This window comes from Streptomyces sp., assembly GCF_031181555.1.
Lineage (GTDB): Bacteria > Actinomycetota > Actinomycetes > Streptomycetales > Streptomycetaceae > Streptomyces > Streptomyces fimbriatus.
This window is the reverse complement of sequence record NZ_JAPSKQ010000229.1, coordinates 1-8,013: the sequence shown is the minus strand read 5'-3', so window position 1 is coordinate 8,013 and position 8,013 is coordinate 1. Positions and strand designations below refer to the sequence as shown.

The window sequence follows — 8,013 nt, the reverse complement described above, 5'->3', positions numbered from 1 at the left end:
CACCGGTGCCCGGGGCGTCGGCCCCCGGGCCCTGCGGCGGGTCGCTGAGCTGTTCGCGCAGATAGTTCCAGACCACCGCGATCAGTGCGGCGACCGGTACGGCGAGCAGGCTGCCGACGATGCCGGCCAGGCTTCCGCCCAGCGTCACCGCCAGCAGGACGACCGCCGCGTGCAGGCCGAGACCCCGGCTCTGGATGATCGGCTGGAACACGTTGCCCTCGAGCTGCTGCACCACGACGATGATCACCAGCACGATCAACGCGTCCGTCAGGCCGTTCGACACGAGCGCGATGAGCACCGCGACGAAGCCGGCGAACAGGGCGCCCACGATGGGCACGAACGCGGACACGAAGGTCAGCACCGCGAGCGGGAGCACCAGGGGGACGTCCAGGATCCACAGGCCCAGCCCGATGAACACGGCGTCGATCAGACCGACGAGCGCCTGGGACCGCACGAACGAGCCCAGGGTGACCCAGCACCGCAGGGCCACGGCCGGCACGTCGGTGGCGAGCCGGCCGGGGAGCTGCCGGCCGAGCCACGGCAGGAAGCGCGGGCCGTCCTTGAGGAAGAAGAACATCAGGAAGAGCGCCAGGACGGCCGTGATCAGACCGCTGAAGACGGTGCTCACGCCCGTGACGGCGGTGGTGGCGATGGATCCGGCACTGTCCTGGATGCGGGCGACCGCGGTGTCGAAGGCACGGGCGATCTCGTCGTCGTCGATGTTCAGCGGCGGCCCGGCGGCCCACTCGCGCAGCCTCTGGATGCCTTGGACGACGCCGTCGGCCAGCTCGCCGGACTGCGACGCCACCGGCACCGCGATCAGCGCCACGGTGCCCGCGGCCACCAGCAGGAACAGGACGGTCACGACGGACGCGGCGAGTGCCGGTGCCAGACCGCGCCGGCGCAGGAAGCGGGCCAGGGGCCAGGTGAGCGTGGTGAGGAGGAGGGCGACTATGAGCGGCCAGACCACGGACCACATCCGGCCCAGTACCCACAGAACCACCGCGGCCATCACCAGCACCAGCAGCAGCTCGCCGGAGACCCGCGCCGACACACGGAGCGCGGCGCGGGTTCTCCTCGAATTCAACGTCGCAGACATGGGAGGCACTTTATGGGGCCCGTCCGTCCTGAGGGATCTTGGCCCCGCGTACGCGTCGGCGGGGCGGTCGGAGATACGCGGGCCGGCCCGGCCGCGCCCGCCCGCGTCAGCGGTTCACCGGTGAGCGGATCGAGGTCCCGGCCACGGGGAGGGCCGCGCCGGGACCGGCGCCGGGGGCGGTCCCGGCCGGACGCCGACCGGACAGGTCTCGCCACCGGAGAGGTGCGGGAGGGGTGGTGGGGGGCCGGCGTGAGCGTGGCCGACGCGGTGCTCCCGGGGGGGACCGGCGCCGGGCGCTCCCGGTACGCCGCGCCCTGTCTGCCCGTCCCGGCGGGGTGGCAGCAGAACGAGAGCGGGGACTGGCTCGCCCTGCGGCCGCACGACCTGTAACTGACGCCCGGGGCGCCGGTGCTGTGCGCCGTCCGGCACACCGGTGTCCGGCCGGCGCCTCAGGACCGTGGGACGGACGGAAGGAAGCCGGCTGGTCGTCGCGCACCGCCCGTCGGTCGCGGCTCGCGCGGATCAGGTGATCTGGCTGGAGGACGGACGCGTGCGTGCGGTCGCGCCGCACCGCGAGCTGTGGAAGGAGGCTCGCTACCGGGCGCTGTTCGGCGTCGGCGGGGCCGACGGCCCGGTGCCGCGCCGGGACCACGGACCCCTGCCCGAGGGAGCGCGGTCGTGACGGGCGCCGCGGACAGCCGCGGGGAGGGGAAGGGCGCCGGGTCCGGGGCACTGAGCCGGACCGTGCCGCCGGCTCGTCGCCTCCTCGCCCGCCGCAAGGGGGTACTGGCGCGGCTCGCACCCTGGTCGGTGGCCGAGGCGGGTCAGGCCTTCGTGGTGGGCTACGGCGTCGCGCACGCCGTGGACCAGGGGTTCGACCGGGGCGTGACGGCCGGGGCGCTGCTGGGGGCTTTCACCTGTCTCGCCCGGTCGCTGCTGCCCGCCGTGCACACGCTGATGACCGCGCTCGGCGCGGCGGGGTCCCGGCTGCTGGTCGTCGTGGACCGGATCGCCGGCCCCGCGTCGCAGGCGCCCGCGTGCCCGGCCGGACGTCCCCCGGCGGCCGGCGCCGTTCCCTCAGCGGCCGACGTCGTTTGGCCGGCGAGATCCGGCACGTCCGCGGTCACCGGATCCGGGACCGCGGTGCCGCGGTCCACCGACGCCGCGCGCTCGGGGCCCTCCACCGCTCTCCGGTCGGCCGCCGCGGTGGAGTTCCGGGCGGTGACCCTGTCCTACGGCGTGCGTGGGGCACGGCCGCGCGGAAAAGGCCAAGACCGGCAGTGGGCGGGAAGGCCGGGCCCGTGCGGTGCCGGCCGGACGGGGCGGGCGTCATGCCCCCGGTCGCCGGGTAGGTGCCCTGGCCGGGGCGCCGCGCGGCCCGGCCAGGGGGTCCGCCGACCACGCGGCAGAACGCCGGGGAAGGGTGCTCCCGTCCGGCCGACGCCCGGCCGGAAAGAGTCGTCGCCAACATGGCGTGAAAGCCACCGGCCCTCCTTGCGGTGTCGGCGTTCCACGCCCTCCCCCGTACCGGTCAGTCGACCGCGGGGCCGGCCTTCTCCGTGCCGGACAGCCGGGCCAGGAACCGGTGACAGCGGGCCGCGCGCTCCGCGTCCTGTTCCATGACGGTCCGGAAGAACTCGGCGATGTCCTTCTCGTTCGCGTTCTCCGCGTCGCGTACGTACTGGCCGTAGTCGTGCCCCGCCTTCAGCGAGTGGTACTGGACGGAGATCAGGTCGTACACGACGTCGCTGAATCCCGTTTCGCCGGTCGCCATGAGCCCTCCCGAGGAGTGTGAGGAACGGGTCGGGGACCGGGTATCCCCCCTTCGCGGGCGAAACCGGTACGGAAACCGGCCGGGCACGGCCCGTCTCACTCGTCCGCCGCACCCGGGCGGGCCCGGACCCGGGCGGAACGGCCTCCCTGAGGCAGACTGGGGGCATGGGCGACCTCAAGGCCCGGGAGACACCCTCACGTCGGTTCCCCGAGGCGCCGCAGAGCGTGGCGGAGGCCCGGCGCTTCGTGCGGGCCGCTCTCGACGGCGTCGCACCGGACGTGGTGGACACCGCTCAGCTGCTGGTCAGTGAACTGGTGACCAACGCCGTGCTGCACGCCCGCACGGAAGTCGAGGTGTCGGCTCACGTGGAGGAGAACACGGTCCGCGTGCGGGTGGGCGACCGGCGGCCGGACCGCGGGCTCGTGCCGCAGAAGTACTCACCGTACGCCGGTACGGGGCAGGGCCTGGCCCTGGTGGAGCAGCTGGCGTCCCGGCACGGCGTCGCCGTGGGGGAAGCGGGCAAGACGGTGTGGTTCGAGCTGCGGCCCGAGGCGGCGCCGCGGCAGCGGAACGGATGGGAGACCCCCGCACCCCCCTCCGGCCCCGGCGGGAAGACCGTGACACTGATCGACGTGCCGGCGGCGCTCTACCGGGCGTCCCAGCAGCACCGGCACGTGCTTCTGCGCGAGGCCGCCCTGGCCATGGCCGCCGGACACGACCTCGGTGTGACGGCGGATGACCTCGCCGTCGCCCAGGACACGAGCAATGTGATCACCGCTTGTGTGACGGCCGCGCTGCGGCAGCAGGGCGCCGAGGCGGAGATGGGGTCCCTGCCCCTGTCGGTGCCGCCGGGCGCCGAGCCGCCGCTGCGGACCCTGCGCACGGTCCTCGACCTGGCGGAGGAGGCCGCCCGCGGAGAGCGACTGCTGGCCCTCCCGTCCCTTCCGCGTCACCGCGCCTTCCAGCAGTGGCTGCTCGACCAGATCGTCGGCCAGCTCACCGGAGCGGCCCCCACGGCGTGGACGGTGATGCCCCAGGAGCCGGGTACCGGCCCCTCGGCACTGGTGCCGTGGGACGCCGACCAGGTGCGGGCCAGCAGGGTTGCGACGGTCGCCACCGACGAGCGGAACCGGATCGTCGCGGCGAACGGGCCCGCCGCGGACATGCTCGGCTGGCACGAGGACGATCTCGTGGGGCTGCCGCTCACCACGCTCGTCCCGGAACACCTCCGCAAACGCCACCTGGCGGGGTTCTTCTCCCTGCTGCTCAGCGGGGAATCCCGCATCCTGGGCCGCTCGGTGCCGCTCCCCGCGTTGCACCACGACGGGCACCTGATTCCCGTCCGCCTGTTCATCCAGACGCAGGAGACGGCCGACGGCCGCACGGTGTTCGTCGCCCAGCTCGCCCCGAGGGCGGCCGCTCCCGGCCCCTCCTCGCGCCCGCCCGGCCGCGTCCGGCCCGCAGCCCCTCAGGAGTCCGGCCCGCTCTCTCCGTGGGCCACCCCGCAGGCCGTCGGGGACGCGGGCCGCAGCCGGGCGGACACGTCGGCGCTCGGCCGGCTCGCCCTGCTGGCCGACGCGGGGGCGGCGCTGAGCAATTCCCCGAATCTGGACGAGGGCCTGCGGCGTGTGGGCGGGCTCCTCACCCAGCAGCTGGCCGACTGGTGCGCGGTGGACCTGTTCACCGAGGACTCCCGGGTGGAGCGGGTCTCCATCGTCCAGCGTTCCCCGCACGGTCCGTGGCCCGAGGAGTACGGGGGCCGGCTCCCGCCGGTGTCCGACAGCGCCCGGGGGCCCCTGGCCCGCGCGCTGCGCGGAGCGGGCCCGCTGCTGCTCAGCGGGCCCCCGCCGCCCGGCCAGGTGACGAGCCCGCTGGACGCCCATTACGTGGGGCTGTTCCGGGTCATGGGCGCGAACAGCGCGGTCGTCGCCCCGCTGCGGGTGCGGCGGGAGGTCATCGGTGTCCTCACCGTGGCCCGCAGAGGCCGGGGCAGGCCGTTCACGGAAGAGGATCTGCCCCTGGTCGACGACCTGGTGCGCAATCTCGCCCTGGGCGTGGACAACGCCCGGCTCCACCAGCAGACGCGCAACATCGCCGAACGCCTCCAGCGCTCGCTGCTGCCGGTGCTGCCGGAGGTCGAGCACCTCGAGCTGGCCGCCCGCTATGCGGCCTCCTCCGCCACCGCCCAGGTCGGCGGTGACTGGTACGACAGCTTCGTCGTGCCCAACGGGGACACGGCACTGGTCATCGGCGACGTCACCGGGCACAACCTCGACGCGGCCATCGCCATGAGCCAGCTGCGCAGCATGCTGCGCGGCATCGCCGTGGACCGTCAGGAGCCGCCCGAGACGGTCCTGCGCCGCCTGGACCTGGCGAACCACAGCCTCTACCGGGAGGCCACCGCGACCTGCATCTACGGTCTGCTCAAGGGACCGACGGACGGCCTCTGGGAGCTGGTGCACTCCTCCGCCGGGCATCTGCCGCCGCTGCTCATCAGCGCGGACGGCCGCACCCGCTACCTGGAGGACGGCGCGGGACTGCTGCTCGGCGTGGACCCCGACGCGCGCCGCCCCCGCGCCAGTGACGCGCTCCCGGCCCGCTCGACCGTGCTGCTGTACACCGACGGCCTCATCGAACGCCGCGGCGAGCCTCTGGACCACGCGATGGACCGGCTCCGCCGGCACGCCGCCGCTCTGGCCCGCGAGCCCCTGGACACGCTCTGCGACGAGCTTCTCATCAGGCTGGGCGCCGACAGCGACGACGACATCGCCGTCCTCGCGGCGCGGCCGACGCGGCCGGACTGACCGGCCCGTGGCACGGTGGGGCCGGCCCCGGAACCGGTGCGTCCGTGGGCTCGTCCTGGCAGACGGGGTCGAGTGGACGGGAAACGATGGCGGATCGAGCGGACAGGGGTACGGCGTCGGCGCCGAGGGCGGCACCGCGTCGGTGGGCCGGGCGGTGGACTCCGGGCGGGAGCGCGACGAGGGGGGCGCGGGGCCGGTCGGCCCGGACTCGGGGGCGGGTGATCGCCGCACTCGCGGTGGTGACCGCCGGGCTCCTGGCCTTCCACCGGGCGGTGCCCAACTCCGTGGGCCGTGCGGGCAGTCTGCTGGAATCGTTCCTGCCGTGGCTGGGGCTCGTGGTCGTGGTGCTGTTCGGCGCGGCGCTGCTGCGCCGCTCCGCGACGGCGCTGGCGGCCCTGCTCCTGCCGGTCGCGGCCTGGACGTACCTCTTCGGCGGGCTGGTGCTGCCCGGGGCCGGGCCGGGCGGGCACGGCCTGGTCGTGGTGCAGCACAACGTCAGCGACGAGAACCCCGACCCGGCGGGCACGGCCCGCGCCCTGGCCGACGCCCGGCCCGATCTCGTCGCGCTGCAGGAACTGGTGCCCCGGGCACTGCCGGTCTACGAGAGGACCCTCGCCCCGCACTACCCGTACCACGCGGTCCGGGGGACCGTCGGGCTCTGGTCGAGGTATCCGCTCACCGACGCCCGGCTGCTGGACATCAAACCCCGTGGGATCACGGCGGCCTGGAACCGCGGGCTGCGCGCCGTGGTCCGCACACCGCACGGCGACATCGCGGCGTACGTCGCGCATCTGCCCTCGGTCCGCGTCCGGGCGAGCGGCCTCGCGTCCTCCTGGCGCGACGAGAGCGCCGGCCTGCTGGGCGAGGCCATCGCCGCCGAGGACCTCGGGACCGTCATCCTGCTGGGCGACCTGAACGGCACCGTCGACGACCGCGGTCTGGCGCCTGTGACCTCGCGGATGAACGTGCCGGAGCGGGGTTTCGCCCTCAGCTTCCCCGCCGCCCTCCCCCTGGCCCGGATCGACCAGGTCATGGCCCGCTCGGCGACCGTCGGCCGCATCCGCGCCCTGCCCGCCACCGGCAGCGACCATCTGCCGGTGGCGGCCCGGATCTCACTCGGCTGACGGACCGGCCCCGTGCGGACGCGTGCGGCGGGGCACTCACTCGGCCCCGTGGCCCGGCCCCCGGCGGCTCCGGGTGATGAGCCACGTCCCGCCGACTATCAGCAGGGCGAAGACCGCCAGGCCCACGCCCTGCGCGGCCAGGAGCCACAGACGGTCCGACAGCGCGAGATCTCCGGTGAGGGTGACCTGGAGGGAGCCGACGGCGAAGGCGATGGCCGCCGTGAAGACGGCGACGACTTCGACGGCGCGCACCGAAGAGGTGTGCAGGGAGCGTTCCACCTGGGCATTGGCCGCTGCCTGCCGTTCCCAGCGGCGCTGCTGTTCCGCGTCCCGCAGGGCCTGCAGACGTCCTTCCTGGATCGCCTCCCGCTTCGTCAGGTACTGGTCCTGCAGCGCACCGAGGCTGGCGGTGGGACTCGCCGCCAGCAGGGCGAGTGCGGTGTCGATGCTCCGCAGCGCCGCGTCGTGCTGCCCGCACATGTGCAGTCCGGCGGCCAGGCGCCCGTGGAACATGTGGTCGTCGGGGTAGGCCTCCACGGCCTGTGCCGCCCGGTCGCGCAGCAGCTCGCCCTGGCCTTCGAAAGGGGCGGCGAAGGCCAGGCCGTTGAGGCAGATGTCCACCGTGTGCCGGGTCCGCCCCGCCGCGGACCAGGCCTGGTCCAGCAACTCGCAGGCGTGGGCGACCGTCAGTGTCCGGCTGCCGAACGCGGCGAACGCCCGGAGCGCCACGAAGACGGGTTTCTCGCGCAGGGAGCCGGCGGCCAGGGCCGAGGGCGAGAACGCCAGAAAGGCGTGCAGCTCGTCGAAGCAGAAGTTCGCCCGCAGCTTGCCCGCCTGGTACAGCGTGAGAAAGAACCCGGTCCGCTCGGTCTGCGGGCCGGTACCCGCTTCTCCCACCGCCTCCGCGACCTGCTCGGCGGACTCCAGGCTCCCCCTGTTCAGGAACCCGTTGCCCAGCGCCCACTGCTCGGCGACCTCACCCCAGTTCTCGTCCCGCACGTGGTCCGACATCCACCGCGCGCACTCGACGGCCGTGCGCGCGGTCGGCTGGTGCACGAAGCGACTCCGCCAGTAGCGGTCGGCACACCTGAAGTAGGGATCCGCGCGCAGGTCCGCCGAGCGCACCTCGAAGGTCGGCACGGTCCCTGCCGCCAGCAGCGCCGCGGCAATCTCCTCACAGATGCGGTCGCGTGTTCTGGCATCGACAGAGCG

General features: G+C 74.4%; 7 protein-coding genes. 4 read left to right on the top strand and 3 right to left on the bottom strand.

Annotated elements, in window-relative coordinates:
• A partial coding sequence (locus RIM90_RS29055) for an AI-2E family transporter (protein WP_309063732.1) occupies positions 1 to 1,099 on the bottom strand: 1,099 nt, incomplete at its 3' end.
• 249 nt (positions 1,100 to 1,348) lie between these two features.
• Here RIM90_RS29055 and RIM90_RS29050 point away from each other — a divergent pair.
• Together RIM90_RS29050 and RIM90_RS29045 are read left to right on the top strand one after the other, a co-directional pair.
• Positions 1,349 to 1,489, top strand: a complete 141-nt coding sequence (locus tag RIM90_RS29050) for a hypothetical protein (RefSeq protein WP_309063731.1) — start codon at positions 1,349 to 1,351, stop codon at positions 1,487 to 1,489.
• A gap of 67 nt (positions 1,490 to 1,556) precedes the next feature.
• Positions 1,557 to 1,781, top strand: a complete 225-nt coding sequence (locus RIM90_RS29045; protein ID WP_375165597.1) for a hypothetical protein — start codon at positions 1,557 to 1,559, stop codon at positions 1,779 to 1,781.
• Between the two features lie 849 nt (positions 1,782 to 2,630).
• Here RIM90_RS29045 and RIM90_RS29040 read toward each other — a convergent pair.
• The gene (locus RIM90_RS29040) at positions 2,631 to 2,873 is read right to left on the bottom strand and encodes an acyl carrier protein (protein ID WP_309063730.1); all 243 of its coding nucleotides are present in this window, start codon (positions 2,871 to 2,873) and stop codon (positions 2,631 to 2,633) included.
• Between the two features lie 164 nt (positions 2,874 to 3,037).
• On the opposite strand from RIM90_RS29040, the gene RIM90_RS29035 reads away from it, so the two are divergent.
• Together RIM90_RS29035 and RIM90_RS29030 are read left to right on the top strand one after the other, a co-directional pair.
• Positions 3,038 to 5,677, top strand: a complete 2,640-nt coding sequence (locus tag RIM90_RS29035; protein ID WP_309063729.1) for a SpoIIE family protein phosphatase — start codon at positions 3,038 to 3,040, stop codon at positions 5,675 to 5,677.
• Positions 5,678 to 5,895: 218 nt separating this feature from the next.
• The gene (locus RIM90_RS29030) at positions 5,896 to 6,801 is read left to right on the top strand and encodes an endonuclease/exonuclease/phosphatase family protein (protein ID WP_309063728.1); all 906 of its coding nucleotides are present in this window, start codon (positions 5,896 to 5,898) and stop codon (positions 6,799 to 6,801) included.
• A gap of 36 nt (positions 6,802 to 6,837) precedes the next feature.
• On the opposite strand, the gene RIM90_RS29025 is transcribed toward RIM90_RS29030, so the two are convergent.
• A partial coding sequence (locus RIM90_RS29025) for a hypothetical protein (RefSeq protein WP_309063727.1) occupies positions 6,838 to 8,013 on the bottom strand: 1,176 nt, incomplete at its 5' end.

Bases quoted from the DNA above. Each gene is read 5' to 3' on its own strand.
- RIM90_RS29040 (WP_309063730.1), bottom strand. From the start codon at position 2,873: ATGGCGACCGGCGAAACGGGATTCAGCGACGTCGTGTACGACCTGATC.
- RIM90_RS29035 (WP_309063729.1), top strand. From the start codon at position 3,038: ATGGGCGACCTCAAGGCCCGGGAGACACCCTCACGTCGGTTCCCCGAG.